This is a genomic window from Cypionkella sp. (genome assembly GCF_030652235.1).
In the GTDB taxonomy this organism is placed as follows: Bacteria; Pseudomonadota; Alphaproteobacteria; order Rhodobacterales; family Rhodobacteraceae; genus Cypionkella.
In genome coordinates this window covers 1-24,807 of record NZ_JAUSBA010000003.1, presented here as the reverse complement: position 1 = coordinate 24,807, position 24,807 = coordinate 1, and the positions used below count along the sequence as shown (strand labels likewise).

At 59.7% G+C, this 24,807-nt stretch carries 29 protein-coding genes and 1 pseudogene; 5 read left to right on the top strand and 25 right to left on the bottom strand.

Annotated elements, in window-relative coordinates; translation table 11 throughout:
• Positions 1-79: 79 nt before the first annotated feature.
• The 19 genes from Q7V03_RS00495 to Q7V03_RS00405 all read right to left on the bottom strand — a co-directional run bounded on the left by Q7V03_RS00495 (position 80) and on the right by Q7V03_RS00405 (position 13,422).
• Complete coding sequence (locus Q7V03_RS00495; RefSeq protein WP_304923654.1) at positions 80-694, bottom strand: NADH-quinone oxidoreductase subunit J; 615 nt, start codon at positions 692-694, stop codon at positions 80-82.
• The gene (locus tag Q7V03_RS00490; RefSeq protein WP_304923653.1) at positions 691-1,101 is read right to left on the bottom strand and encodes a carboxymuconolactone decarboxylase family protein; all 411 of its coding nucleotides are present in this window, start codon (positions 1,099-1,101) and stop codon (positions 691-693) included. The genes Q7V03_RS00495 and Q7V03_RS00490 overlap by 4 nt, the downstream gene beginning before the upstream one ends.
• A gap of 5 nt (positions 1,102-1,106) precedes the next feature.
• Positions 1,107-1,610: an NADH-quinone oxidoreductase subunit NuoI gene (gene nuoI / locus Q7V03_RS00485; protein ID WP_304923652.1), complete on the bottom strand. Its 504-nt coding sequence runs from the start codon at positions 1,608-1,610 to the stop codon at positions 1,107-1,109.
• A gap of 2 nt (positions 1,611-1,612) precedes the next feature.
• Positions 1,613-2,650 carry an NADH-quinone oxidoreductase subunit NuoH gene (gene nuoH / locus Q7V03_RS00480; RefSeq protein WP_304923651.1) on the bottom strand — a complete coding sequence of 346 codons (1,038 nt, stop codon included), beginning with the start codon at positions 2,648-2,650 and terminating at the stop codon, positions 1,613-1,615.
• Positions 2,651-2,709: 59 nt separating this feature from the next.
• Positions 2,710-3,111 (bottom strand): hypothetical protein, encoded by a 402-nt coding sequence (locus tag Q7V03_RS00475; protein WP_304923650.1) that lies wholly within the window; start codon positions 3,109-3,111, stop codon positions 2,710-2,712.
• 3 nt (positions 3,112-3,114) lie between these two features.
• Positions 3,115-5,124, bottom strand: a complete 2,010-nt coding sequence (gene nuoG / locus Q7V03_RS00470; protein ID WP_304923649.1) for an NADH-quinone oxidoreductase subunit NuoG — start codon at positions 5,122-5,124, stop codon at positions 3,115-3,117.
• Between the two features lie 4 nt (positions 5,125-5,128).
• Positions 5,129-5,632: a DUF3291 domain-containing protein gene (locus Q7V03_RS00465; RefSeq protein WP_304923648.1), complete on the bottom strand. Its 504-nt coding sequence runs from the start codon at positions 5,630-5,632 to the stop codon at positions 5,129-5,131.
• Positions 5,629-6,036, bottom strand: coding sequence for a DUF5333 domain-containing protein (locus Q7V03_RS00460; protein ID WP_304923647.1), 408 nt, complete (start codon positions 6,034-6,036; stop codon positions 5,629-5,631). The genes Q7V03_RS00465 and Q7V03_RS00460 overlap by 4 nt, the downstream gene beginning before the upstream one ends.
• 107 nt (positions 6,037-6,143) lie before the next feature.
• Positions 6,144-6,461, bottom strand: coding sequence for a hypothetical protein (locus Q7V03_RS00455; protein WP_304923646.1), 318 nt, complete (start codon positions 6,459-6,461; stop codon positions 6,144-6,146).
• A complete protein-coding gene (locus tag Q7V03_RS00450; protein WP_304923645.1) occupies positions 6,458-6,769 on the bottom strand; it encodes a hypothetical protein in 312 nt (103 codons plus the stop codon). Before Q7V03_RS00450 ends, Q7V03_RS00455 begins: the two co-directional genes overlap by 4 nt.
• A gap of 3 nt (positions 6,770-6,772) precedes the next feature.
• Positions 6,773-8,068: an NADH-quinone oxidoreductase subunit NuoF gene (nuoF, locus tag Q7V03_RS00445; protein WP_304923644.1), complete on the bottom strand. Its 1,296-nt coding sequence runs from the start codon at positions 8,066-8,068 to the stop codon at positions 6,773-6,775.
• A 10-nt stretch (positions 8,069-8,078) separates the two neighbouring features.
• On the bottom strand, positions 8,079-8,330 hold the full coding sequence (locus Q7V03_RS00440; RefSeq protein ID WP_304923643.1) for a DUF5337 domain-containing protein: 252 nt from the start codon (positions 8,328-8,330) through the stop codon (positions 8,079-8,081).
• The gene (locus Q7V03_RS00435; protein ID WP_304923642.1) at positions 8,299-8,568 is read right to left on the bottom strand and encodes a hypothetical protein; all 270 of its coding nucleotides are present in this window, start codon (positions 8,566-8,568) and stop codon (positions 8,299-8,301) included. Before Q7V03_RS00435 ends, Q7V03_RS00440 begins: the two co-directional genes overlap by 32 nt.
• 8 nt (positions 8,569-8,576) lie before the next feature.
• On the bottom strand, positions 8,577-9,794 hold the full coding sequence (locus tag Q7V03_RS00430; RefSeq protein ID WP_304923641.1) for an NADH-quinone oxidoreductase subunit E: 1,218 nt from the start codon (positions 9,792-9,794) through the stop codon (positions 8,577-8,579).
• Positions 9,794-11,032, bottom strand: coding sequence for an NADH-quinone oxidoreductase subunit D (locus Q7V03_RS00425; protein WP_370651051.1), 1,239 nt, complete (start codon positions 11,030-11,032; stop codon positions 9,794-9,796). Before Q7V03_RS00425 ends, Q7V03_RS00430 begins: the two co-directional genes overlap by 1 nt.
• On the bottom strand, positions 11,029-11,922 hold the full coding sequence (locus Q7V03_RS00420; protein WP_304923640.1) for a sulfotransferase: 894 nt from the start codon (positions 11,920-11,922) through the stop codon (positions 11,029-11,031). Before Q7V03_RS00420 ends, Q7V03_RS00425 begins: the two co-directional genes overlap by 4 nt.
• A 4-nt stretch (positions 11,923-11,926) precedes the next feature.
• Positions 11,927-12,523, bottom strand: coding sequence for an NADH-quinone oxidoreductase subunit C (locus Q7V03_RS00415; protein WP_304923639.1), 597 nt, complete (start codon positions 12,521-12,523; stop codon positions 11,927-11,929).
• Positions 12,524-12,532: 9 nt separating this feature from the next.
• A complete protein-coding gene (locus Q7V03_RS00410) occupies positions 12,533-13,066 on the bottom strand; it encodes an NADH-quinone oxidoreductase subunit B family protein (protein WP_304923638.1) in 534 nt (177 codons plus the stop codon).
• Positions 13,057-13,422 (bottom strand): NADH-quinone oxidoreductase subunit A, encoded by a 366-nt coding sequence (locus Q7V03_RS00405; protein ID WP_054004862.1) that lies wholly within the window; start codon positions 13,420-13,422, stop codon positions 13,057-13,059. The genes Q7V03_RS00410 and Q7V03_RS00405 overlap by 10 nt, the downstream gene beginning before the upstream one ends.
• A 259-nt stretch (positions 13,423-13,681) precedes the next feature.
• Between Q7V03_RS00405 and Q7V03_RS00400 the strand changes: the two genes are divergently transcribed.
• Positions 13,682-14,137, top strand: coding sequence for a CreA family protein (locus Q7V03_RS00400; protein ID WP_304923637.1), 456 nt, complete (start codon positions 13,682-13,684; stop codon positions 14,135-14,137).
• Positions 14,138-14,146: 9 nt separating this feature from the next.
• On the opposite strand, the gene Q7V03_RS00395 is transcribed toward Q7V03_RS00400, so the two are convergent.
• From Q7V03_RS00395 to Q7V03_RS00380, 4 genes are all read right to left on the bottom strand, one after another.
• The gene (locus Q7V03_RS00395; protein ID WP_304923636.1) at positions 14,147-15,094 is read right to left on the bottom strand and encodes a hypothetical protein; all 948 of its coding nucleotides are present in this window, start codon (positions 15,092-15,094) and stop codon (positions 14,147-14,149) included.
• Between the two features lie 211 nt (positions 15,095-15,305).
• Entirely contained in the window at positions 15,306-16,538 is a 1,233-nt protein-coding gene (locus tag Q7V03_RS00390) for a DegT/DnrJ/EryC1/StrS aminotransferase family protein (protein ID WP_304923744.1), read from the bottom strand.
• Entirely contained in the window at positions 16,538-17,758 is a 1,221-nt protein-coding gene (locus Q7V03_RS00385; protein ID WP_304923635.1) for an MFS transporter, read from the bottom strand. The genes Q7V03_RS00390 and Q7V03_RS00385 overlap by 1 nt, the downstream gene beginning before the upstream one ends.
• Before the next feature lie 142 nt (positions 17,759-17,900).
• Entirely contained in the window at positions 17,901-18,563 is a 663-nt protein-coding gene (locus Q7V03_RS00380) for an HAD hydrolase-like protein (protein ID WP_304923634.1), read from the bottom strand.
• A gap of 82 nt (positions 18,564-18,645) precedes the next feature.
• Here Q7V03_RS00380 and glmU point away from each other — a divergent pair, with 82 nt between their 5' ends.
• The 3 genes from glmU to Q7V03_RS00365 are packed head-to-tail and all read left to right on the top strand — an operon-like array spanning position 18,646 to position 22,499.
• Positions 18,646-19,995, top strand: coding sequence for a bifunctional UDP-N-acetylglucosamine diphosphorylase/glucosamine-1-phosphate N-acetyltransferase GlmU (gene glmU / locus Q7V03_RS00375; RefSeq protein ID WP_304923633.1), 1,350 nt, complete (start codon positions 18,646-18,648; stop codon positions 19,993-19,995).
• Entirely contained in the window at positions 19,996-21,810 is a 1,815-nt protein-coding gene (glmS, locus tag Q7V03_RS00370; protein ID WP_304923632.1) for a glutamine--fructose-6-phosphate transaminase (isomerizing), read from the top strand.
• Positions 21,807-22,499 carry a DNA alkylation repair protein gene (locus Q7V03_RS00365; RefSeq protein WP_304923631.1) on the top strand — a complete coding sequence of 231 codons (693 nt, stop codon included), beginning with the start codon at positions 21,807-21,809 and terminating at the stop codon, positions 22,497-22,499. The genes glmS and Q7V03_RS00365 overlap by 4 nt, the downstream gene beginning before the upstream one ends.
• A gap of 40 nt (positions 22,500-22,539) precedes the next feature.
• Here Q7V03_RS00365 and Q7V03_RS00360 read toward each other — a convergent pair whose 3' ends face one another.
• Positions 22,540-22,971 carry a hypothetical protein gene (locus tag Q7V03_RS00360; RefSeq protein ID WP_304923630.1) on the bottom strand — a complete coding sequence of 144 codons (432 nt, stop codon included), beginning with the start codon at positions 22,969-22,971 and terminating at the stop codon, positions 22,540-22,542.
• A 97-nt stretch (positions 22,972-23,068) separates the two neighbouring features.
• Here Q7V03_RS00360 and moaA point away from each other — a divergent pair, with 97 nt between their 5' ends.
• Positions 23,069-24,067, top strand: a complete 999-nt coding sequence (moaA, locus tag Q7V03_RS00355) for a GTP 3',8-cyclase MoaA (protein ID WP_370651050.1) — start codon at positions 23,069-23,071, stop codon at positions 24,065-24,067.
• 422 nt (positions 24,068-24,489) lie between these two features.
• On the opposite strand, the pseudogene Q7V03_RS00350 reads toward moaA, so the two are convergent.
• Positions 24,490-24,807 (bottom strand): annotated as a pseudogene (locus tag Q7V03_RS00350) (IS5/IS1182 family transposase); the annotation flags it as partial.

Genomic DNA, 24,807 nt, shown 5'->3' with positions numbered 1-24,807 from the left:
ATTTCTGTTCCGCAGCGGTGCGTGCAAGCACACACCGCTCCGGGTTATTCGGTAGGGTGTGTGCTTGCACGCACCGTATTCACAGCCCCTGCCCCGGTTTCGGGTCCATCAACTCCATCGCCTTCGCCGGGTCGCGCCACATCTGATGCAGCACGTTCTGGCGTTTCACATCCTTGCGGTGGCGCAGGGTCAGCAGGATCGCGCCAATCATCGCGACCAGCAGCACCAAGGCCGACAATTGGAACAGCAGCAGGTATTTATCATAGATCAGCAGGCCAAGCGCGCGGGTGTTTTCCATCTGCGCCAAATCCGGCGTCACCGCCGCGCGCAGACCCATTGCGCCATCGGCTTGCACCCAAGCGCCAACCCCAAGCACCAGTTGCATGATGATGATCACGCCGACCAGCAGACCCAGCGGCATGTAGCGCGACATCTCGCCCTTCAGCTCCTCAAAATCGACATCCAGCATCATCACCACGAACAGGAACAGCACAGCCACCGCGCCGACATAAACGATGATCAGCAGCATGGCGACGAATTCCGCGCCCAAGAGCACGAACAGCCCTGCCGAGGACAGGAAGGCCAGGATCAGCCACAGCACCGAATGCACCGGGTTGCGCGACAGCGTCACCAGCAAGCCCGCCGCGACGGTGACGGTGGAAAACGCGTAAAAGGCCAGATCTGCAACGCTCATGGCGCTTTCTCCTCGGTTTCAGCAAAGACCGCCTGCGCGGTCTCCAGTGCTTTTTGCATGGCGGGCACGCCGCCGAACATTGACATTTGCCAGATCACTTCGGCGATCTCGCGCTTGGTGGCCCCAGCGGCCAAAGCATTCTTCACCGTCACCCGCATTTGCGGCTCGCCCAAAGGCCCCTGCACCGTCAAAGCGCCGATGGTGACCAGAAACCGGGTGCGGGCGTCCAAGCCCTCGGGGTTGAAGGTCTTGCCAAAGAACGCCTCCAGCATTTCCTTCGGCATCGCCGGGAACAGCTTTTCGAACGCCTTCACATCGACGCCCTCCAAACCCGGCGTGAAAGCCTGCGCCATCTTCTGGCCCTGCTCCATCATCTGCTTGAAGATCTGGTTGAATGCGTCTGTCATGCCATTCACCGGTACGGCGCGTCGAGTTCAAGATTGCGGGCAATCTCGGCTTCCCAGCGCGCACCATTCGCCAAAAGCTTGTCTTTGTTGTAAAACAGCTCTTCGCGGGTTTCGGTGGAAAATTCGAAATTCGGCCCTTCGACAATCGCATCCACCGGGCAGGCCTCCTGACAGAAGCCACAATAAATGCATTTGGTCATGTCGATGTCGTAGCGTGTGGTGCGGCGGCTGCCATCCTCGCGTGGTTCGGCATCGATGGTGATCGCCTGCGCCGGGCAAATCGCTTCGCACAGCTTGCAGGCAATGCAGCGTTCTTCGCCATTCGGATAGCGGCGCAGCGCATGTTCGCCGCGGAACCGAGGGGAAAGTGGCCCCTTCTCATGCGGGTAATTCAGCGTCGATTTCGGCGCGAAAAAGTATTTGAAGCCAAGGCGAAAGCCCTTGAAGAAGTCAAACAGCAAGAAATACTTTGCTGCGCGGCGGTAGTCGGTTGTGCGTGCCGGACCCATAATCAGCCTCCCATCGTCCAGCGCGCCCAAAAGCCGCCGAACACTTCGTATTTTGCCAAGAACGACACGATCACCACCCAAGCCAGCGACATCGGCAAGAAGACTTTCCAGCCGATCCGCATCAGCTGGTCATAGCGGTAGCGCGGCACGATGGCCTTCACCATGGCGAACATGAAGAAGAACACCCACATTTTGGCGACCATCCACCACCAGCCATCGGCCAGCCCCGGAATGGGCGACAGCCAGCCGCCGAAGAACAACAGCGAAATCAGCGCGCACATCAAGAAGATCGCGATGTATTCGCCGGCCATGAACAACAGATACGGGGTCGAAGAATATTCCACCATAAAGCCCGCGACCAATTCTGATTCCGCTTCGGGAAGGTCAAAAGGCGGGCGGTTGGTTTCGGCCAAAGCGCTGATGAAGAACAGGAACACCATCGGAAAGTGCGGCAGCCAATACCAGTTCAACATACCCAGATTGCCAGATTGCGCATGCACAATCGCCGAGAAGCTCATCGAACCCGTCGAGATGATGATGCCAATGATGATCAGGCCCAACGAGACTTCATAAGAAATCATCTGCGCCGCCGACCGCAAAGACCCTAAAAACGGGTATTTTGAGTTCGAGGCCCACCCGCCCATGATCACGCCGTAAACTTCCAGCGACGACGCCGCGAACACGAACAAGATGGCGACGTTGATATCCGCCAGCACCCAGCCACTGTCAAACGGGATCACCGCCCAAGCGAGGATCGCCAGAACGAAGCTGAGAATGGGCGCCAGAAAGAACACCGCGCGGTCGGCCCCTGCGGGCACCACGATTTCCTTCACCACATATTTCAGCGCATCGGCCACCGATTGCAGTAGACCAAACGGCCCCACCACGTTCGGGCCGCGGCGCATCTGCACCGCCGCCCAGATTTTGCGGTCGCCGTAGACAAGGAACAGCAAGCTGATCATCACAAAAGCAACGATAGCAAGGCTTTGCAGCGCTACCAGCAGCGCAATCCCCAGCCCGGTTTGCAGAAAGTCAGCCATGATCCCTCACGTTCCCTTTAGCCTTTGTGGCCCTTAACACGTTGGCCCTATCTTGGGCCTTAAACCGTCGGTATCCCCTGCGCACCACAATCGCGCACAGTCACTTCAGCATCTATCGTTTTCACACCGCGAGGCAGCGACGCCGAGATGGTGTAAACTGCATCCCCCCGCCAAACGCCAGCCTTTATCGCCACGTTCGTCCGCACATGACGCGCAAATCCAAAGCCCCGGATCAGCGCATATTGCGCCGCCGCACAGGCCGCATAAGCCGCCACATCCTTGTCATCCCGCGCACCCGTCATCGCCACCCGGAAATTCACCAGATCGCCGTCCAGCAGGATCGTCTCAATGCCCTTATAAGTCGGGTTGAACGCCGTATCGGTTTTCGGCTGCTCGCCCGCGCACGCGAACAGGCCAACAAAGGCTGCCAATCCGATCACAAGGGGGGCGAGAAGCCGCATCTGTTACTCCGCCGCCATCGCGGTTTTTGCGCGATCTGCTTCCATCGCTGCCAACTCGCCCATTACCTTCGACGCGCGCGCAATCGGGTTGGTCAGATAGAAGCCTTTGAAGGCATTGCGGAACGTCGCGCGGCCCATATCGCGAAGTGCCACCGGCTGCCAATCATTGCTTGGCACATGATCGACCATGCCCAGATGCGGATGCTGCGCGACAAGTGCGCGGCGCAATGCCGCCAAGCTATCCCACGGCAGGGTCTTGCCCACTTCCGCCGAGAACGCCCGCAAGATCGCCCAGCCCTCTTTCGCCTCACCCGGCGCAAAGCCCGCGCGCTGCGCCAGTTGTGGCCGGCCTTCGGTGTTGACGAACAGACCGCTTTCTTCCGTGTAAGCCGCCGCCGGGAAGATGATATCGGCGCGGTTTGCCCCTCGGTCGCCGTGCGAGCCTTGGTAGATCACGAACGGACCCGCAGCGATCTCGACCTCATCGGCGCCAAGGTTATAGATCACCTCGGCCCCTTCAACAGCCGCAGCCAACCCGCCCTCGGTCACAGCACCGACATCCATCGCACCGACGCGACCCGCCGCCGTGTGCAGCACCAGCAATTTGCCGCCCGCGCCCTGCGCATAGGCCATCGCATGCGCCAGAACCGCCTCACCATCGGCCTCGTTCAAAGCGCCCTGACCGATGATCACAATGGTATTCGGCTTTTCCGTCACCTTACCAACCAAAGCCGCCAATGCGGCGCGATCCGTGCCCATATGCTTGTAATCATAGGTCAAATCGACCGCTTCACCGATCAGCCCAACATTCGCGCCCGCCGACCACGCCTTGCGGATTCGCGCGTTCAACACCGGTGATTCAACGCGCGGATTGGTGCCAATCAGCAGGATGGTCTTGGCGCTGTCGATATCCTCAATCCGCGCGGTACCGACATACCCCGAGCGGTTCCCCATCGGCAAACGCGCGCCATCTGTGCGGCTTTCGACCTTGCCACCCAGCGACTCGATCACAGCCTTCAACGAATACGCCGCCTCAACCGAAGCCAGATCACCGACCAGACCAGCCACTTTTTTGCCCTTCACCGCAGCGGCGGCGAAAGCCAAAGCCTCACCCCAGCCCGCTTTGCGCAGACGGCCATTTTCACGGATGTAAGGCGTGTCCAGACGCTGACGGCGCAAGCCATCCCAGATGAAACGGGTCTTGTCCGAGATCCATTCTTCATTCACGCCATCATGGTTGCGCGGCAAAATCCGCATCACTTCGCGGCCTTTGGTGTCGATGCGGATGTTGCTGCCCAAAGCATCCATCACGTCGATGCTTTCGGTCTTGGTCAACTCCCACGGACGCGCGGTAAACGCGTAGGGCTTCGAGGTCAAAGCCCCCACCGGGCACAGGTCAATGATATTGCCTTGCAGGTTCGAATCCAGTGTGGCGTTCAGATACGAGGTGATCTCGGCATCCTCACCGCGCCCGGTCTGACCCATCTGCAAGATGCCCGCCACCTCCGAGGTAAACCGCACACAACGCGTGCAGGAAATGCACCGCGTCATCTTGGTTTCCACCAGCGGGCCAAGGTTCAAATCCTCAGACGCCCGTTTCGGCTCGCGGTATCGGCTGAAATCGACGCCAAAAGCCATCGCCTGATCTTGCAGATCGCACTCGCCCCCCTGATCGCAGATCGGGCAATCGAGCGGGTGGTTGATCAGCAGAAATTCCATCACGCCCTCGCGGGCTTTCTTCACCATCGGCGAAGTCGTCTTCACCACAGGCGCTTCGCCATTCGGGCCGGGTCGCAGGTCGCGCACCTGCATCGCGCAAGACGCCGCAGGTTTCGGCGGGCCACCGACAACCTCTACCAGACACATCCGGCAGTTGCCCGCAATCGTCAGACGTTCATGATAGCAGAACCGCGGAATCGCCACCCCGGCGACTTCCGCCGCCTGAATGATCGTCATCGCGCCATCGACTTCAACTTCGATCCCGTCGATGCTGACTTTCTTAAGGTTCGACATCCGCTTACTCCGCCGCCATTGGGGCGCAGGACCGGATTTGCATCCCCTGCGCTTCTTTCAAATAAGACCAGCCAAACGCTCGGTCCGTATCGCCGTTTGCTTGCAAATGCGCAAGCCGGGCGAGAGCTTCTTCCAGCGAGGGTTTATGCCCAACCGGCACCCACCACATCACAAAATGCATCTTGCCCAAAACCTCAAACCACTCGGCCCGCCGCTCATAGAACACCCGGTGCACCGTACCAAACACGAAACTCTCCAGCGCCGCCGCAGTTTCCCAAACCGTCAGGTTTGAGACAAACTGCGCATCGTCACCGATCTTGGCTTCGGTATTGCCAGTTCCCGGTTCCCCCGAGCCTTCCATCATCCAGACGAACCCCGGCATCCGCTTGCCAAGCCCGTTCACCCGGTCCAACGCGCCCATGAACTCCGCCACGCGCGGATCGTCGGTGGGGGCCAACAGGCGCCCCACGTTCAATTCGGCCAGATGGTATCCGGGCAAGTTGGTCATTTGTACGATCTCAGCAAACTGCCCGCCAAAGTGCCCTTGGCAATCTCGTCGCGGCCTGCCTTGCAATAGCTTTCAACATCGCCTTCGACCGCACCAGCAGCTTTCAGATAATCCGCCGCCAAGCCTTTGATGCGGGCCTTTTCGATCTTATCCTTGCGGAAGGCTTCCACCTCGTCCTCGGTGTAGCCTTTGTCGCGCAGATAGGATTTCAGCTCGTTCCATTTCGACAGAACCGTGAACATCTTGGCGCTGATCGAGGGGCAGGTGCTGCGGATGGTGTCGCCCACCCGGACGGCCACCAAAGAGTCGGTCACATGCGCATCTTTGTTCAACGGCTCCAGCGCAAGCGCCGGGCTGGCCGCCAACACAGCAACCAGCGTCAGAGTTTTGAAAATCTTGGTCATTTGGGCCTCCTTGGCATCAACTGCCCGGACCATATCGCGCGAAGCCCCTGATATCCCATGACAAGACCGTGTCTTGTGCAGGTTATCGCCCATCAAAGCCGCCCAGATCATGCGCAGCCCCCTTTGAACAGCCACGCGGCGCCCGCGTAATGGCCGTAAGCCGCGCGGTTCACCGATGCCCCGCGCGAGGCACAAAATGCCTCCGCCGCACGTTTCGCCTCAGCGCCTTCAAAATTGCCAAACCCAGCGCCATGCCGCGTCACAGCCAAAACCGCCCCGCTTTCACTGCGCTGCAGATCAGCAATGTAAGACCGCCCCGCCAGCTCCACCGAAACCGGGCCGCTTTCCGCCAAACCCATCGGGCGCGCACCATTCACGCAACCCGCCAGTCCAGCAAAACTGATCACCACAGCCGCCCGCATCATGCGCAAGCCCCCGCGAACATCAACTGGCCTTTGACAATCTTCGGCTGCACCGCGCGAAAGCCATACCCCTCACCCACGCAGGCATCCTTGACCAGCGCCCGGCCAATCTTACGCTCGTAAGACATCGAGCCGCCGTCGATCCGCCACACCCGCGCATCGTACGGCCCTGCGGTATGCTCTGCGGTGATCTCAACCATATATTTGATGCCCTTGTGCTCGGCTGGAATCTGCAAACCCGGATAAGCCTCAGCACCCGCCATAAGCGGGGCAAAGCCGATCGCGATTGCCAAAGCCAGACCGAACTGCATCCTCTACTCCGCCGCCATCGCGCCCATGCGCCCGGTTTTCTTCGCCTTGATCCGGTCCTCGATTTCCTCACGGAAATGCCGCACCAGTCCCTGAATTGGCCAAGCCGCCGCATCACCCAAGGCGCAAATGGTGTGGCCTTCGACCTGTTTGGTCACCGACAAAAGCATGTCGATTTCCTCAACCTCGGCCTCGCCGCGCACCAGACGGTCCATCACCCGCATCATCCAGCCGGTGCCTTCGCGGCAGGGCGTGCACTGGCCGCAAGATTCGTGCTTGTAGAACTTCGACAGCCGCCAAATCGCCTTAATCACGTCCGTCGATTGATCCATCACGATCACCGCCGCCGTGCCCAGACCGGATCTTTGCTCGCGCAGCCAATCAAAATCCATGATCGCATCTTCGCATTGCGCAGCATTCAGCATCGGCACCGAAGACCCGCCGGGGATCACCGCTTTGATGTTCTTCCAGCCGCCGCGCACGCCGCCGCAATGCACATCCAACAACTCGCGCAACGTGATCGACATCGCTTCTTCAACCACACACGGGTTGTTCACATGGCCGGAAATCCCGAACAGCTTGGTGCCCGCATTGTTCGGCCGACCAAAGCCCGCAAACCAAGCCGCGCCGCGCCGCAAAATCGTCGGCACCACGGCAATCGATTCGACATTGTTCACCGTGGTCGGGCAGCCATACAGCCCCGAACCTGCCGGGAACGGCGGCTTCATCCGCGGCATGCCCTTTTTGCCCTCAAGGCTTTCCAGCAGCGCGGTTTCTTCACCGCAGATATAAGCGCCAGCGCCGTGATGCAGATAGCAGTCAAAATCCCAACCGGATTTCGCAGCATTCTTACCCAGCAGCCCCGCGTCATAGCACTCGTCCAAAGCCGCCTGCAAAGCCTCACGCTCGCGGATGTATTCGCCGCGAATGTAGATGTAGCAGGCATTCGCCCCCATCGCGAAAGCCGCGATCAAAGCACCTTCGATCAGCGTGTGCGGATCATGCCGCATGATCTCGCGGTCTTTACAAGTGCCGGGCTCAGACTCATCGGCGTTGATCACCAGATAAGACGGACGGCCATCCGATTGCTTCGGCATGAACGACCATTTCAACCCGGTCGGAAACCCTGCCCCACCGCGCCCGCGCAACCCCGAAGCCTTCATCTGCTCGACAATGGTATCCTTGCCGCGCGCAATAATCTCGGCCGTGCCATCCCAATGGCCGCGCGCCCGGGCGCCCGCCAAAGAACGGTCGTGCATCCCGTAAAGGTTGGTAAAGATGCGGTCCTTATCGTCGAGCATAGCTGCTTCCTTACGTGCGGCGCTTGCGCCAAATTTGATACGTCACGATCAGCGCCCAGATGAACCCGGCCAAAGCCGCGAGATCGAGCAGAAACGTGTATTTTAGCGGTAGCCCAAGTTCCGCGCCAATCTGTTGACCCGCCATCCACAAGATCATCGTGCCCGCAATCACCAAAGCCACCAGCCTGGTTTGCCGCGCCGATGTATCCTGAGGCCCCGGAGCCGCCATCTCAGTGCTGCCCATGCCCGTGATCGTGGCCATGATCATCGCCATCATGGCCCTGAGCCTCGGTCAATTCTACGCCGCCATTGCCCAAAAGCACTGCATAAACCCCGAACACCATCAGCCCGACAATCACCGCCGCAAAGCCGCCGATCTCGCTCAGCCAGCGCGCCAATCCAACCGCGATCAAAGCGGCCAGAACAGCAACAAGCCAGCCGCCAGCCCAAGGTCCATCAACGGCCCCATCATCTGCAGGGTGATCATGTGCGTGGTCCATTATAACCCTCAATACTCATTGGTCTTAGCGCGGATCACGAAGGCTTCCATACCGATCTCACCGATCAGCTTGGCCTGCGCCACCCATTTATCGCGGCTGACCCGGCCCCGGAAGCCTTTCAGGTTGCCATCCATCCACGCCACTTCCGCAGGCCCAAAAGCCGCGATCTGATCAAAGTGGAAAATCCCCAAAGCGAAACACAGCTTCTCTAAAACCGGGCCGATACCTTCGAGTTTCTGCAAATCATCTGCCACGCCACCACGCGGCTCAACCAGCCCCGCGGGCTTGGCGTCGCCCAAAGGTACCGGAGTTTTCACCTCGGGCGTCGCAAGCGGCGTCGCGTCTGGCGCATTGCCGTCGGCAACGGGCCGCCCCGTCGACATCACAGGTGCTTCCTGCACAGTCACCCCGGTTTTATCCGCCACCGCAGCCGCACCCGGCTTTGGCTCAATGGGCGCGCCAACCGCAGGCGTGACAGCCTCGGGCATCGCCGCCAATTTCGGATCGGTGGCGACAATCTTCGCGATCCACGGCGTCAGCAACGGCACTTCGGTGCCATCAATCCGCTTCACCGTGTCGCCAATGTCCACCGCCGCCTGCACACTTGCATTATGCGTCTTGCGTCCCGCTTCATGCGCTTTCAGCGAGGTCAGCCCCGACAAAGGCTCCGACGCATAGCGCCCGTTTTGCGGCCCCGGCACCGGAACCTCACCCTTCGAGAACCGCCCGATCAACGCCCGCAGCTTGGCGGGCGTCAGATCCTCGTAATAATCCTTGCCGATCTGCGCCATCGGCGCATTGGTGCAAGCGCCCAGACATTCGACTTCTTCCCAGCTGAATTTGCCATCCGCTGACAAAGCATGTGCCTTACTGGAAACCAGCTCCTTACACACCGCAATCAACTCCTCGGCCCCGCAAATCATGCAAGACGTGGTGCCGCAAATCTGGATATGTGCCACCGAACCAACAGGTTGCAGCTGAAACATGAAGTAAAACGTCGCCACTTCCAGCGCGCGAATATACGCCATCCCCAGCTTATCGGCCACATGCTCAATCGCCGGACGGGTTAACCACCCCTCTTGCTCTTGCGCGCGCCACAACAGCGGAATGATCGCCGAGGCCTGACGCCCCGCCGGATATTTCGCAATCTGCCCTTCCGCCCAAGCCAAATTGGCCGAGGTAAAAGCAAACGACGCGGGTTGTTCTTTGTGCAGACGGCGAAGCATTAGCGGTCGACCTCCCCGAACACGATATCCATCGTGCCGATGATTGCAGAAACGTCGGCCAATTGGTGGCCCTTGCAGATGTAATCCATGGCTTGCAGGTGCAAAAAGCCCGGAGCCCGGATTTTAGCGCGGTAGGGTTTGTTCGACCCATCCGCCTTCAGATACACGCCAAACTCACCCTTCGGCGCTTCAACCGACGCGTAAACTTCCCCTGCGGGCACATGGAAGCCCTCGGTGTAAAGTTTGAAGTGGTGGATCAAAGCCTCCATCGAGGTCTTCATCTCACCGCGTTTCGGCGGCGACAGCTTGCCGCGGGTCAACACTTCACCCGGCTCGGCCCGCAGTTTGGTGAGGCACTGCCGCATGATGTGCAAAGATTGCGTCATCTCTTCCATCCGGCACAGATAGCGATCATAACAATCGCCGTTTTTGCCAACCGGAATTTTGAACTCGAATTCGTCGTAGCATTCATAGGGTTGGCTACGCCGCAAATCCCATGCCAGACCCGATCCACGCACCATCACGCCCGAGAAACCGTATTTAAGAATGTCGTCTTCGGTCACCACGCCAATATCGGCATTGCGCTGCTTGAAGATGCGGTTTTCGGTCAACAGCCCATGCAGATCTTCCAGCACCTGAGGGAAAGTCTCGGTCCAAGCCTCGATATCATCGATCAGATCGGGCGGCAGATCCTGATGCACGCCACCGGGCCGGAAATAAGCCGAGTGCAGACGTGCGCCGGACGCGCGCTCGTAAAACACCATCAGCTTTTCGCGTTCTTCAAAGCCCCAAAGCGGCGGCGTCAAAGCCCCCACGTCCATCGCTTGCGTGGTGGTGTTCAGCAAATGGTTCAGAATCCGGCCAATTTCCGAATAAAGCACCCGGATCAATGACGCCCGGCGCGGCACAGCCGTCCCCGTCAGACGCTCAATCGCCAGACACCAAGCATGTTCCTGGTTCATCGGCGCCACATAGTCGAGGCGGTCGAAATACGGCAGGTTTTGCAGATAGGTCCGGCTTTCCATCAGCTTTTCAGTGCCACGGTGCAGCAGACCGATATGCGGATCGCAGCGTTCAACAATCTCGCCGTCCAACTCTAGAACCAAACGTAAAACCCCATGCGCCGCAGGGTGTTGTGGGCCGAAGTTGATGTTGAAGTTGCGGATACGCTGCTCACCGGGCAGGGTGTCAGTCGTGCCATCGTCATAGGTGTTCACGCGGATATCGCCGTCCATCATGCGAAGCCCTTTTCCATATTCTTAAGCCATGCCTGCGGCAAAGCCGGAAACATCGTGGCGACATATTCATATTGCGGTCTGAGCCACAGCAAAGCCCGCGCCCGCAATGGCTCGGGCAATTCCAAAGATTTGCCCTCGTGCACCAGACGATCTAGTGCGGCTGGCGCAGGTGTCAGCCCCAGATGCGCCGAAAGCTTTGCTATGCCCGGTATCGTCATCAATTCTTCCTGAAACAGCACCAGCAAAGATTTCACCGGGACCGCCCGCGTCAACTTTTCCAAAATTGCTGCGTAATCGCCGCGTGCCACAATGCCCTTGCCCTCGCCCGCCAGATCACCATCCAAAATCGCCGCCATCTGCGCCTCGGCGACCTGCGCAAAGCGGTCAGGTTCCGCGCGCGCAGCAATCATCCGGACATGACTCCAAAGCCGTGCCAAGGGATCGCGGATCAGATAAACAAAACGCGTGTCCGCCGCCACCTGCGAAAGCCGCGTCAAATCCACCTGCGACATCATCCCATAGGCCGGGGTTACATCGCCCACCAGCCGCGCCTGCCCCATATTTGCGGTCAAATACGCGCGGTAAGCCGGCAAATCAATCGCCCGATGCGCCAAAACAGCCCGCCATTCGATCAGATCGGCCAAGCGCTGCGCCACGACGAGCTTGCGCGCGTCCGCCGCCACGCCCAAGCGTGCCTGCATTTCAGCAATCTTGCGATCCATCCCGCGCAAAGCGCCGTCAAACTGCGCTGCATTCTTTAACGAGAAATAATGCAATTCTTTGATTGTGCGGAAATGACATTGCGGATGCGCAGACAGGTGATCGTATAGCCAGGATGTCCCCGCTTTCGTCGCCCCCACGCAAAACAGCAATGTCGGTTCTTTACTCACCAGATCAGGCCTTTTTTTCATCACCCGGCAGGATGTACTTGGCACCCTCCCACGGGCTCATGAAATCAAATTGACGGTATTCCTGCACCAGATTGACCGGCTCATAGACCACCCGCTTTTGCACCTCGTCGTAGCGCACTTCAGTATAGCCGGTGGTCGGGAAATCCTTGCGCAGTGGATGCCCCCGGAAACCATAATCTGTCAGAATCCGCCGCAAATCCGGGTGGCCCGAGAACAAAATCCCGAACATATCGAACACTTCGCGCTCAAACCAATTTGCCGAGGGATGCACGTGATGGATCGAGGGCACCATATCCTCTTCGCCCACCGCCACCTTCAGCCGGATGCGGGCGTTGGTGTACATCGATAGAAAGTGATAAATCACATCAAACCGCTCCACCCTTTCCGGGTGATCGACGGCAGTAATATCGACCAGCGAGGAAAACTTGCAGGCCGGATCAACGGTCAGAAAGCCAATGAACGACACCAGCGCGGGCAGCGCCACCGTCACGTTCAACTCTCCAAACGCCAGTTCCGTGCCCAGCACCGCATCCGGGCGTTTCTGTGTCAAATAGTCGGCGAGTTCAACCAAATCAGCCATATCGCCCCCTTAACGCACAAGCGTGCCAGTGCGGCGGATTTTCCGCTGCAACTGCAAAATACCGTAAAGCAAAGCTTCCGCTGTCGGCGGGCAACCCGGCACATAGATATCGACCGGAACGATCCGATCACAGCCGCGCACCACCGAATAGGAATAGTGGTAATAGCCGCCGCCATTCGCGCAGGACCCCATCGAGATCACATAGCGCGGCTCTGGCATCTGATCGTAAACCTTGCGCAGCGCCGGGGCCATCTTGTTGGTCAAGGTGCCCGCCACAATCATCAAATCCGACTGCCGCGGGGAAGCCCGCGGTGCCGTGCCAAAGCGTTCAAGATCATAACGCGGCATCGAGGTGTGCATCATCTCAACAGCGCAACAGGCCAACCCGAAGGTCATCCAGTGCAAAGACCCGTTGCGCGCCCAGTTGATGATATCTTCCGTCGTGGTCAGCAGAAACCCCTTGTCCTGCAACTCGCGGTTCAGCGCTTGCGTCGCAACCTCGCGGTCCGGCCCCGCCGTATTTGCCCCAGCCATCACGCCCATTCCAGTGCCCCTTTTTTCCACTCATAGGCAAAGCCCACGGTCAGCACGCCCAGAAACACCATCATAGACCAGAATCCGACCATCGAAATCTGACCAAACGCCACAGCCCAGGGGAACAGGAACGCCACCTCTAGGTCGAAGATGATGAACAGGATCGACACCAGATAGAACCGCACGTCAAACTTCATCCGCGCGTCGTCAAAGGCGTTGAAGCCACACTCATAGGCCGAGACCTTTTCCGGGTCCGGGTTGCGCACCGCAATCAATGCGGCGGCAAGGATCAGCACAAGGCCAAGCCCGACAGCAATCGCAAGAAGAATAAGGATGGGCAGATACTCACGAAGAAGATGATCCACGCGAAGCGCTCCTTCTGCTGGCAGATACGCGCCGCAAGCGCTTTGGCCCACGTCACTCTTGCTGATGCGTTTACCCCGGCCCCTTGGCGGGGTCAACCAAAGCCCGCAGGAAAAGATGGCCATGCTGCCCGCTAAGCCCCTGGTTTTTGCGGGGCAATACATGAGTATTTCGCTAAGAAATTACGCTTTCCCCGCCCCCCTTGTGCAAGCGCAGCAAACCGCCCATCTAACAGGCAGAAATCGCAGGAAAGCTCTCCTCATGCGCACCATCGCCGTCCTTACCCTCGCCCTGCTGCCGCTCACGGCCCATGCCGAAGAAGTCGGCCGAGTCGGTGTCGATTGGGTCGGCAATGACATCATCATCGAGGCAATCCCCGACCCAAAGGTGCAAGGCGTCACCTGCCACATCAGCTATTTCGAACGCTCGATGTGGGATCGGCTGTCGAAAGGCAACTGGTTCGAAGACCCTTCCAACGCCTCCATCGCGTGTCGGCAAACCGGGCCGATCACCGTGGGCGATATCGATATGTCCGAATCCGGCGAGACCGTGTTCAGGGAAAGCCGCTCGTTGGTGTTCAAATCGCTGAACGTCACCCGAATCTTCGATCAGAAAAATCAGGTGCTGGTCTATCTCACCCATGCCACTGAACTCAGCGATGGCTCGGCAAAAATGTCGATCTCGACGGTGCCGCTGTACAATCCCGCAAAACCCTAAGCCATCCGCTTAGGCCAGTTGGGCCGCCATCGTCAGCCCCGGCAAGGTGCCGGCATAAACCGATCCGGCCACCGGATTGCCCGGCGTGCCTCCGCCCGACAGCTGAAAAATCGCACCATTCAGATAGCCTGTGGCCGTCCCATGCAGAGTCATCGTCTTGCGCAAATACATCTCATAACCATTGTCCGTCGGATTGGCCTCAACGGCCGCATAGGCCGCCCAGTCAGACTTGCTGTCTTTTGCCGCGCGAAATTTCTCAATCGGCAGAAAATCTCCGCCACCCGCCGTCAGCGTCACCCGCGCGTTGCATTGCGGCCCCTTGGAATCGTCATGGTCCTTCATGCTGGACGCTTGGCAAATGTCGATCACCAACTGCCGTTCCGATCGCTCCCAGACCCAATCGACGATCTGGATATGCATGCCATTGGTCAGCATCAACACAGACCCGACATCGACCTGCGCCAACTGCCGCACCGGCTTGAACTTGGCGGCATAATCCAAAGGCCTGCGCCCGACATAACCCGATTCAATCCCTGCCGTCGCCAGATAGGTGCCGACAAACCCAATGCAATCCTGCCCCAGAACCGAGGCATCCAGCATCGCCTGCAAATAATCGGTCTGCTTAAAGAACGGCGCCAGCGTCGCATTTTTCGCCAGTGGTGCGGCCAGCCTGTCCACCATGCTCAGCACAGTGACAAAATCCTCTGGCATACCCTGCCCGGTGAACACCCGCCCCACGCCCTCGCCCGCCAAAGTGCTGCGATCCGCCGCCGTCCCCGCACTGGCCAAAGCCTGCCGCAGCACCGAGGCCAGGTTCGCCCCGCCAAACAAGGTATTGGCCGAGACATACCGCGTGATCGCCACCACCCCACCGGGATAGCCGGTGTAGCCCGGCACCACCAAGGACCGCAGCCGATTGACATAATGAAACGGATAAAGCTGTGCCTGCACGCCCATGACTGTCTCCAAAATCAGATGATCGTTTCAAATGTCAGAAGTTTATCACAGCGCCAGAAATTTCTCAAAGTCGGCATCAAACGACCCGCGCAATCCCGCCAACAGCGGACAAAACCGCTAAAGTTTATCTATAATTTTTCATCTTGGTAAAAATACTCCACAGGGGTCTGGGGGTGTGAAACCCCCAGCGGTCCGCCCCGCAAACCAACGCTTACTGAATAACCGGCAGCACCACCGACTCAGGCTCCGGCCCCTGCCCCACCACCAAAGCCTCCGCCCGGATGATCCGCGCAATCTGCGCGCAATCGGCGACCGAAAACGTCAACGGCACCCGCATATCGACCAGCCCGGCCAAAATCCGGTCGGTTTGCGGCAGCGATTGCACCTCGGCATAACCCCAATGCTGATAGCGCGAGGTAAACGCCACCGGCTCCGCCGCCCCAAACCATTTCAACTCGACCCCGCGCGCCAGCAACCGGCCCAACAACGCCCCCACCCGCGCCGCCGACCAGCCCGGCAGCAGGAACTGGAACGAAGACCCCACATAGGTTTCCTCCACAGGCCGGTCCACCAGTGTTAGGCCCGGCACACCGCGCAACCCCGCCTCCAGCGCACGGTAGCGCTCGCCCCAGCGTGCAACGCGGTCCGCCAGCAACCCCAACTGCGGCCGCAAAATCGCCGCCCGCAGATTGTCCATCCGGCCCGACACATTCGGCACCACCATGCGCACCGCCTCAAATGCCGCTGCGCTTGGTGCAGCCCGGTGCCGCCCATACAGCATATACGACCCCGACAGCAGCACCGCGCGGGCCATCACCGCCTCGTCGTCCGAGATCAGAAACCCGCCCTCGCCCGCGTTGATATGCTTATAGGTCTGCATCGAATAGCAACCGATCAGCCCCGAGCGCCCCGAGGCCACACCCTTCCAAGCCGCCCCCATCGTATGCGCGCAATCCTCGATGATCAGCACGCCCAACCGCGCGCACAACGCGACCAATGCCTCCATATCGCACAGATGCCCGCGCATATGGCTGAGCATCAGCACCCTAGCCCCTGTGGCGCGCGCCTTCGCCTCCAGATCGCCAAAATCCAGCACCAAGGCTTCCGTCACCTCAACAAACACCGGACGCGCGCCGACCGAGGCTATCGCCCCCGGCACCGGGGCCAAGGTGAAGGCATTGGTCAACACAGGCTCGCCCGTCTGCACCCCCACCGCCCGCAAAGCGCAGCCCAACGCATAGCCACCCGAAGCCACCGCAAGGCAGTATTTCGCTCCCATCAGGCCCGCAAATTCCTCCTCCAGCAAAGCCGCCTCCGCGACCTCGCCCGCGGCGGTGTTATAGCGATGCAACCGCCCATGCCGCAGCACGGCAATCGCTGCCTCAATCCCGGCCTCTGGAATAGGCTCTTGCTGGGTGAAACTGCCGCAAAACACTTCCTCAATCACAGCCTTTTCTCCTCAATCGGCACGATCAGCACGAACATCACCAAGGTCAAAGCCATCCCGGCCCCCGCCACAAAGAACCCCACATCCGGCGATTGCCAGCCGCCCGGAGCCATAAAATACCCGAAAATCTGGCTGAAAAGCACCGTGCCCGCCAACATCGCGACGTTCATAATCGCCGAAATCCCGCCCTGCAACTCGCCCTGCGCATCATCCGGCACGCGCTGCGTCATCATCGCCGTCAGCATAGGATGAATAAACCCCTCCGGTCCATGCACGATCATCAACAGCACCACCACCGTCAGCGACCCGGCCAGCCCATAGCCCGAGGCCGCGATCAATGCCGACACCAGCCCGATCAGTGCCAGATTGCGCTCGCCGAACCACTTCACCCCAAGCCCGGTCAAGCCGCCTTGAAACGCCGCCATCACCACGCCAAACACCGCCAAAGTCAGCCCGACCATCGAAGGCGACCAGCCAAATTTCGCCATCCCCCAATAGGGCCAAATCGCCGGATAGACGCTGGTGAAAAAGAAGAACGCAAACATCACCGCACACATCGGGATCACGCCCTGATAGCTGCGAAACACCTTGAACGCGCCCAAAGGGTTCGAGCGCGCCAAACTAAAAGCCCGACGGTTCTGCGGGGCCAAAGTCTCGGGCAGCACGAACCAGCCATAAATCAGGTTCAACCCCGAAATCGCCGCCGCCACAAAGAACGGCACCCTTGGGCCAAACTCACCCAACACCCCGCCCAAGGCTGGCCCCAGCACAAAGCCCAACCCAAACGCCCCGCCCATCATGCCGAAATACTTTGCGCGCGCGGCAGGCTCGGTCACATCGGTGATAAACGCATTGGCAATCACCCAGCTAGAGCCACACACCCCGGCAATCACCCGACCGACGAACAACCAGATCAAGCTGGGCGCAAGCCCCTGCAACAGATTGTCCAGCCCCAGTCCCGCAATCGCCAACAGCAACAGTGGGCGGCGGCCAAACCGATCCGACAGATTGCCCATCAGCGGGCTGAACGCAAACTGCGCCATCGAGAACGCGAAAAACATCCAGCCGCCAATGATCGAGGCTTCGGACAGGCTGACCTGCCCCACCTGCTCGATCAGTTGCGGCAAGACTGGAATGATCAGGCCAAAGCCGATCATGTCCAGCAAGACACACAGCAACACAAAGATAATCGCGTGGCGGGATGGCGCTTTGGTCATGGCCGCAACCTAGGGCGCGACCCCGTTCCTGTCAAACTGGCTTGAAAAGCGCGCGCGCCCACAAGATATTGTGTGAAGAAAATGCACTGCCACAAGTCACTCCCCGCGGGGAAGAAACGAATGCGCCAAACGCGTCGCGTTTCTATGCTAACAGCCGCGCCACCAGCCCCTCCAAATCCTCAAACCGATGCAGCAGCGCCTCTGGTTCCAGCCGCGCCACCCCCGCCCCCTCTGGCCCAAACGTCACCAGCGCCACCGGCACCCCCGCCGCAAGCCCGGTCAGCCGATCGGTCTCGGTATCGCCAATCAGCATCGAGCGCCCGACAGCCCCACCAACCCGCCGCACCACCTCAACATAAGGTGCCGGATCGGGCTTGCGCACGGGCAGCGTGTCTGCCCCCACCAGCGCCCCGAACAAATGGCTCACCCCCAGCCGCTTCACCAATTCCACCGCCAACCCCTCGGGCTTATTGGTGCAAATCGCCGTCCGATATCCGGCCGTCAGCAAAGCCTCCACCGCCTCAACCGCCCCCGGATACATCCTTGTATGCACATCAATCCCATCGGCATAAGCTGCCAGCAGCACCGGATAATGCGCCGCAATATCCGCCTCGGAATACCCCACCCCCAACCGATCAAACCCCGCCCGCAGCATCGCCCGCCCGCCGTGAAACGCCACCAGCACATCGCGCTGATCCAGCACCACGCCATGCCCCAACTGCACAAAACAAGCATTGGCGGCAGCCAGTAAATCCGCACTGGTATCCGCCAGCGTGCCATCCAGATCAAACACCACCGTTTTCATTTTGTAACCTTGCGTGAAGAACCACCCCTTGCGGCCCCGCCGATCCGGGGTAAAACGGGTGCAAAAGAAAAGGAAGAGGCAGATGTCGGTTTCATTCATCATATTGGCGGCAGGCATGGGAAGCCGGATGAACTCCGACACGCCGAAAGTGCTGCACCACATCGCCGCCGCCCCGCTGTTGCACCACGCCCTGACCGCCGCCCGCAACCTAGAGCCCGCGCGCATCGTCGTCGTCACCGGGCATGAAGCCGCCCTTGTCACCAAATCCGCCGAAGCCTTCGATCCTTCCGTCGAATGCGTCGTGCAAGACCCGCAACTTGGCACCGCCCATGCTGTTGCCCAAGCAGCCCCCCTGCTGGCCGAGATGAGCGGCGAAGCGATCGTACTTTACGGCGACACCCCGTTCATCCGCCCCGAAACCCTAGAGGCCATGCTGCACGCCCGCGCCCGCCATTCGGTGGTGGTACTGGGCTTTGAAGCCAAAGATCCGGGCCGTTACGGTCGGCTGGTGACCTCTGGCGAAAGCTTGAAAAAGATCGTCGAATACAATGATGCCAGTGATGAAGAACGCCGCATAACCCTCTGCAATTCTGGTGTGATCTGCGCCTCCGCCAAAACCCTGTTTCAGCTGATCTCCCGCGTCGGCACCGCCAACGCCGCCGCCGAATACTACCTGACCGACATCGTGGAAATCGCCCAAGCCAGCGGCCTGTCCGCAGGCGTCGTGATCTGCGACGAGGCCGAAACCCTCGGCGTCAACACCCGCGCGCAACTGGCCGAGGCCGAAGCCGCCTTCCAATCCCGCGCCCGTGCCGAGGCCCTAGAGAACGGCGTCACCCTCACCGCCCCTGAAACCGTGTTCTTCGCGCTGGACACTCATATCGGCCGCGACGCTATCATCGGCCCGAACGTGATCTTCGGCCCCGCAGTCACCATTGAATCCGGAGCCGAGGTCAAAGCCTTCTGCCACCTCGAAGGCTGCCATATCTCGCGCGGCGCGGTCGTCGGCCCGTTCGCAAGGCTCAGACCCGGTGCCGAACTTGCCGAAGACGTCCATGTCGGAAACTTCGTTGAAATCAAAAACGCCATCCTCGATGAAGGCGTCAAAGTTGGCCATCTGACCTATATCGGAGACGCTGATATTGGCGAATTTTCCAACATCGGCGCGGGCACTGTCACCTGCAACTACGACGGCGTGATGAAACACCGCACCAAAATCGGCAAACGCGCCTTCATCGGTTCCGCGACCATGCTGGTTGCCCCCGTCACCATCGGCAACGACGCCCTCACCGCCTCGGGCTCTGTGATCACCGAAAACGTGCCCGATGCAGCCCTCGCAGTTGGCCGTTCAAAACAAGTCAACAAACCGGGGCTCGCCACCAAGCTGATGGCCCGCCTCAAGGCGATCAAAGCCGCGAAAGGCAATTCGTAAATGTGTGGAATTGTTGGTGTTTTGGGCAACCATGAAGTTGCCCCCTTGCTGGTCGAATCCCTCAAACGGCTTGAATATCGCGGCTACGACAGCGCAGGCATCGCCACCGTGCATAAAGGCAAACTCGACCGCCGCCGCGCGGTGGGCAAACTGGTGAACCTCTCCGATCTGCTGGTCCACGAACCCCTCGCGGGCAAAGCGGGCATCGGCCACACCCGTTGGGCCACCCATGGTGCTGCCACCACCACCAACGCCCATCCCCACCGCTCTGGCCCGGTCGCCGTGGTGCACAATGGCATTATCGAAAACTTCCGCGAGTTGCGCGCTGAACTCTCCGCCGCAGGCCTGACACAAGAATCCGAGACCGATACCGAGACAGTCGCCCTTCTTGCGCATCTGTACATCAGCCGGGGTGCCACCCCCATTGTGGCCGCCCGCCAAACCCTGAAGCGCCTGCATGGTGCCTTCGCTTTGTGCTTCCTGTTTGACGGCGAGGAAGACCTGATCATCGCCGCCCGCAAAGGCTCGCCGCTCGCCATCGGTCACGGTGATGGCGAGATGTTTGTCGGCTCTGATGCCATCGCTTTGGCCCCGATGACCGACCGCATCACATATCTGGAAGAAGGCGACTGGGCGGTGATCACTCGCCAAGGTGCTGTGATCTATGATGAAATGGATCGCCTTGCCAACCGACCCGAAGCCCGCATCCAAGTCGATGCCACCCGCATCGAAAAGGCAGGCTACAAGCATTTCATGGCGAAAGAAATCGCCGAACAACCTGTCGTCATAGCCGACGCCCTGCGCCGCTACGTCCAAAACGGCGCATTGCAACTGCCCGCCGAGGTTGATTTCGCTGGCGTGGATCGCCTCACCATGGTCGCCTGCGGCACCGCGAGCTATGCCTGCCACGTTGCGAAATACTGGTTCGAACAAATCGCAGGCTTGCCTTGCGAAATCGACATCGCCTCCGAATTCCGCTACCGTGAACCACCTTTGTCGCCCAACCAATGGGCGCTGTTCGTCAGCCAATCTGGTGAGACCGCCGACACCCTCGCGGCCCTGCGCTACACCCGCGAAAAAGTCGCGAAAATCGTCGCCGTGGTCAACGTCCCCACCTCCTCTATCGCCCGCGAAGCCGATCTGGCCCTGCCGATCATGGCGGGGATTGAGGTGGGCGTCGCCTCAACCAAAGCCTTCACCTGCCAGCTCATCACCCTCGCCCTGCTGGCACTGAAAGCCGCCAAAGACCGCGGTCGCCTCACCCCGGAAACCCTTGCCCAACACCTCACCGACCTCGCAGCCCTTCCCGGCCTGATGAACCATGCCCTCGCCCTGTCCACCACCATCGCCGCCATCGCCGAGGAACTGTCAGAGGCGCAAGACGTGCTGTTCCTTGGTCGGGGTGCGATGTTCCCCCTCGCCCTTGAAGGCGCGCTAAAGCTGAAAGAAATTAGCTACATCCACGCCGAAGGTTATGCATCAGGTGAACTCAAACACGGCCCTATCGCGCTGATCTCACCGCAAGTCCCGGTGATCGTGCTTGCCCCCCGCGATCCTTTGTTCGAGAAAACCGTCTCCAACATGCAAGAAGTCATGGCCCGCCATGGCAAAGTTCTGCTGATCTCCGATGCCCAAGGGATCAAAGAAGCTGGCATGGATTGCTGGAAAACCATCACCATGCCAGAGGTGTCCAACGCCTTCGCGCCAATCCTCTACGCCATCCCGGCGCAACTTCTGGCCTACCACACCGCCATCGCCAAAGGCACCGATGTCGACCAACCCCGCAACCTCGCAAAATCGGTAACCGTCGAATGATCGCCTCCAGCTATATTGACCGCGCTTTGTCACAACTGCACGCCCTCGCTGACCCACAAAAAGCCATCGAGGCGCAGGCCTATCACAAAATCGACCGTCCCTATCTCGGCCTGAAAGTGCCGCAGATTGAGGAACTCACTAGCGTCTGGCGCGCCGAGTGCAGCCTTGAAGACCGCGTCCAACTGGCAAGTGATCTATGGGACAGCAATATCCACGAGGCCCGCATCGCTGCCGCCAAGCTGCTGACTCAAGCCCGCATCAAACCCGATGACGCCGCCGCATGGGATCTGATCTGCCAATGGGTGCCTCAATTCGACGCTTGGGCCATCGCCGATCACGTCTGTATCGCCGCCCAAAAGCGCATCACCGCCGACCCCGCCCGCATCGAGACCGTAGAAACTTGGACCACGTCCGAGAACATGTGGACCCGCCGCGCCGCCCTCGTCTCCACCCTGCCCTTCACCAAGCAGAACTTCCCAAAAGAGTTTGAGCTGGAAATCCGCGACCGCGTCCTTGGCTGGGCATCGGTCTACATCGACGACAAAGACTGGTTCATCCAGAAAGCCGTTGCTTGGTGGTTGCGCGATCTGTCAAAACACGACCCCGTACGCACCGCCGCGTTCCTCGACCAGCACGGCGAACGGATGAAAAGCTTCGCCCGCAAAGAAGCCGCGCAATATCTGGGCTGAACCTCTGCCATTAAACCGATTCACGTGGCGCAAATCGCCATTATTCTGCGTAGATCGTAACCTCAGGCAGATCGGTCAACCCCAGCCCCAAAGCGCGATACGCCGCCAGCGACAACGATGCAGCCCCGCTTCCCGGCAACAAATCCACCGCCACCGAAGCGCCGTTTTGCGTCACCACCCGGCCCTTGCCCGGTGCGACCACCAGCGGTGATTTCACCCAAAGCCCCTGCTCCGCCGGGTTGCCCAAAGCCACCACGGCAGCCCCCAAAGCCCGCTCACCGCCCGCAGGCTTGGCCGCAACCGCCGCCGCCCGCTCGGCCGCCGTGGTCTGATCCAGCGCCGCTGCCGAAGCGCCAGCGCCAATCACCGGACGCGCCACCGCAGCCTCGGGAGTTGCCGCCGAAGGATGTTTCATCAAAGCGCAGCCCGAAAGCCCCAGCGCCACACTCATCAGGATCAAAGCTTTTTGCATCATCCCCAGACGATACCGTGCCGTGCCCCGCCCCGCAACTGTCGCATTCCGCCTTGCCGCCCGCCGCGCGCGCGCCTACTTTAACAGCATGTTAGAGATGCCCCTCATCGATCCCTTCGCCCGCGCAATTTCCTACCTGCGCGTCTCGGTCACCGACCGCTGCGATTTTCGCTGCGCCTATTGCATGACCGAACACATGACCTTCCTGCCGAAAGCCGAGTTGCTGACGCTGGAAGAGCTCGACCGGTTGTGCAGCAATTTCATCGCTTTGGGCGTCGAAAAACTCCGCATCACCGGCGGCGAACCCTTGGTGCGCAAAGGCATCATGACGTTCTTCGAGGCGATGTCGCGCCACCTGCAAACTGGCGTGTTGAAAGAACTCACCCTCACCACCAACGGCTCGCAACTGCGCAAATATGCCCAAGATCTCGCCGCCTGCGGTGTGAAACGCATCAATGTCTCGCTCGACACCCTCGACGACAAAAAATTCGCCGAAATCACCCGCTGGGGCCGCTTGGCCCAAGTGCTGGATGGTATTGAGGCCGCGAAAGAGGCAGGTCTGCAAGTCAAGATCAATGCCGTCGCCCTGAAAGGCTTCAACGAAGATGAGCTTTTCAGCCTAACCGCTTGGTGCGCCGCTGAAAATCACGACCTGACCTTCATCGAAGTCATGCCAATGGGCGACATGGGCGAAGCCCAACGCATCGACCAGTACTGGCCCCTGAAAGACCTGCGCACCCAGCTTGCCACCCGCTACACCCTAGAGGACCTTCCGGATCGCACCGGCGGCCCCGCCCGCTACGTCCGCCTGATGGAAACCGGCCAACGCGTAGGCTTCATCACGCCACTGACGCATAACTTCTGCGAAAGCTGCAACCGCGTCCGCCTGACCTGCACCGGCGAGCTTTACATGTGCCTCGGCCAAGAAGACATGGCCGACCTGCGCGCGCCGCTGCGCGCCAGCCCCGACGACACCGCCCTGCGCGCAGCCATCCGCCGCGCCATCGCCCACAAGCCGAAAGGCCATGATTTCGACTACACGCGGCAAGGGGTCAAAGGCCAGATGACCCGGCATATGAGCCATACAGGGGGGTAGGCGGGAGGCTTTTCGCGCCGATCTGGCTCAATCCACCGAAACAAACCGTCACTTGGAACGGCAGTTCTTGGTGTCAAAAACCGATGGCGCATCGAGTTTGATCAACCGCGAATTTTCGGGAATACCGTCCACATACTCCAAGATAGAGGCACTCTTATCAATGTTTGAAACGTCTTCATTCACTGTGATCATGGCAACGCGAACTTTTTGATTAGCGTCTTGCGACAAATACAATCAGCTTGCACGTAATTCCTTTGGCAGCAGAAAACTTTTGGCTGATCCAATTTGAAAATTTTGAACAATCGTAAATCTTGTATGCCTTCCATTGTTAGAAACAATCTGCTGATCTGATAACAACCGTGTCAATATCAGGATTGGAACTTACTCCAGAAACATTATCGAGTTCGCCTTGAACACTGCATTCAGACTGATGTGATGGCCTGATACTGGCGATCCGGGTGGTAAATTGCGTTCAAAATGGCGACGGCAATGCAGACAAGCCAAGATCTGAGATGGGCCAGGATCTTGCGGATGGTGTGGCCGCAGGCGCAGAGCGCGGCAAAGAGAGCGTCGCCGATGGTGCCTTTCAAGGCGCAGCGTGTGAGGCGCCCGTCAGTTTTCATGTGGCCGATTTCAGCCTTAATGGCGCTTCGGCGGCGGAGGTCGGCGATCAGCTTCGGTGTCAGGCCGCGCCTTGTGCCGCTGATCAGAACGCGGGTCCTGGTCTCGGCATGGCCGCG

Coding starts and splice junctions, on each gene's coding strand:
- moaA (WP_370651050.1), top strand. CDS start 23,069: ATGCCCCTCATCGATCCCTTCGCCCGCGCAATTTCCTACCTGCGCGTC.
- nuoI (WP_304923652.1), bottom strand. CDS start 1,610: ATGGGTCCGGCACGCACAACCGACTACCGCCGCGCAGCAAAGTATTTC.
- Q7V03_RS00365 (WP_304923631.1), top strand. CDS start 21,807: ATGATCGCCTCCAGCTATATTGACCGCGCTTTGTCACAACTGCACGCC.
- Q7V03_RS00385 (WP_304923635.1), bottom strand. CDS start 17,758: ATGACCAAAGCGCCATCCCGCCACGCGATTATCTTTGTGTTGCTGTGT.
- Q7V03_RS00435 (WP_304923642.1), bottom strand. CDS start 8,568: ATGGACCACGCACATGATCACCCTGCAGATGATGGGGCCGTTGATGGA.
- Q7V03_RS00460 (WP_304923647.1), bottom strand. CDS start 6,036: ATGACCAAGATTTTCAAAACTCTGACGCTGGTTGCTGTGTTGGCGGCC.
- Q7V03_RS00360 (WP_304923630.1), bottom strand. CDS start 22,971: ATGCAAAAAGCTTTGATCCTGATGAGTGTGGCGCTGGGGCTTTCGGGC.
- Q7V03_RS00380 (WP_304923634.1), bottom strand. CDS start 18,563: ATGAAAACGGTGGTGTTTGATCTGGATGGCACGCTGGCGGATACCAGT.
- Q7V03_RS00415 (WP_304923639.1), bottom strand. CDS start 12,523: ATGGCTGATTTGGTTGAACTCGCCGACTATTTGACACAGAAACGCCCG.
- Q7V03_RS00410 (WP_304923638.1), bottom strand. CDS start 13,066: ATGGGCGTGATGGCTGGGGCAAATACGGCGGGGCCGGACCGCGAGGTT.
- Q7V03_RS00425 (WP_370651051.1), bottom strand. CDS start 11,032: ATGATGGACGGCGATATCCGCGTGAACACCTATGACGATGGCACGACT.
- nuoF (WP_304923644.1), bottom strand. CDS start 8,068: ATGCTCGACGATAAGGACCGCATCTTTACCAACCTTTACGGGATGCAC.
- Q7V03_RS00400 (WP_304923637.1), top strand. CDS start 13,682: ATGCGCACCATCGCCGTCCTTACCCTCGCCCTGCTGCCGCTCACGGCC.
- Q7V03_RS00495 (WP_304923654.1), bottom strand. CDS start 694: ATGAGCGTTGCAGATCTGGCCTTTTACGCGTTTTCCACCGTCACCGTC.
- Q7V03_RS00395 (WP_304923636.1), bottom strand. CDS start 15,094: ATGGGCGTGCAGGCACAGCTTTATCCGTTTCATTATGTCAATCGGCTG.
- glmS (WP_304923632.1), top strand. CDS start 19,996: ATGTGTGGAATTGTTGGTGTTTTGGGCAACCATGAAGTTGCCCCCTTG.
- Q7V03_RS00490 (WP_304923653.1), bottom strand. CDS start 1,101: ATGACAGACGCATTCAACCAGATCTTCAAGCAGATGATGGAGCAGGGC.
- Q7V03_RS00440 (WP_304923643.1), bottom strand. CDS start 8,330: ATGGCCACGATCACGGGCATGGGCAGCACTGAGATGGCGGCTCCGGGG.
- Q7V03_RS00465 (WP_304923648.1), bottom strand. CDS start 5,632: ATGACCAACTTGCCCGGATACCATCTGGCCGAATTGAACGTGGGGCGC.
- nuoG (WP_304923649.1), bottom strand. CDS start 5,124: ATGTCGAACCTTAAGAAAGTCAGCATCGACGGGATCGAAGTTGAAGTC.
- Q7V03_RS00450 (WP_304923645.1), bottom strand. CDS start 6,769: ATGCAGTTCGGTCTGGCTTTGGCAATCGCGATCGGCTTTGCCCCGCTT.
- Q7V03_RS00475 (WP_304923650.1), bottom strand. CDS start 3,111: ATGCGGCTTCTCGCCCCCCTTGTGATCGGATTGGCAGCCTTTGTTGGC.
- Q7V03_RS00430 (WP_304923641.1), bottom strand. CDS start 9,794: ATGCTTCGCCGTCTGCACAAAGAACAACCCGCGTCGTTTGCTTTTACC.
- Q7V03_RS00455 (WP_304923646.1), bottom strand. CDS start 6,461: ATGATGCGGGCGGCTGTGGTGATCAGTTTTGCTGGACTGGCGGGTTGC.
- nuoH (WP_304923651.1), bottom strand. CDS start 2,650: ATGGCTGACTTTCTGCAAACCGGGCTGGGGATTGCGCTGCTGGTAGCG.
- glmU (WP_304923633.1), top strand. CDS start 18,646: ATGTCGGTTTCATTCATCATATTGGCGGCAGGCATGGGAAGCCGGATG.